We start from the raw sequence: 255 nt of genomic DNA, 5'->3' as shown, positions 1-255 counted from the left end.
GAACACGGCGGTGAGGATCTGCTCGACCTGTTTGGCAATCTCCACCACGGTGTCGTTCAGCTCCGCGCGCACCTTTTCATGAAGCTGAGCAAAGCCCTCTTCCGTCCAGACCGGACCGCCCGCCTCGTGGATCAGCTTGTCCACGCCGCAGGAGATGCAGTCGTCAATCAGATCCAGCACCTTGCCGTACGGGTTAAAGTACAGCCCGAGCTTGGCTTTGTTCGGCAGCTTCTCGTGCAGATACTTAATCGGCGA

Annotated in this window: 1 protein-coding gene; it reads right to left on the bottom strand. The window is 58.4% G+C overall.

All coding sequences use genetic code 11. The features are described from left to right. Nucleotides 1–255 (bottom strand): DUF3418 domain-containing protein (locus OH705_RS28000; protein WP_267303535.1); only part of this gene is annotated, 255 nt, incomplete at both ends.

The organism is Pseudomonas sp. BJa3 (assembly GCF_026343815.1).
GTDB lineage: Bacteria > Pseudomonadota > Gammaproteobacteria > Pseudomonadales > Pseudomonadaceae > Aquipseudomonas > Aquipseudomonas soli.
Note: the sequence above shows the minus strand (reverse complement) of the source record. Positions and strands in the feature narration are given on the sequence as shown.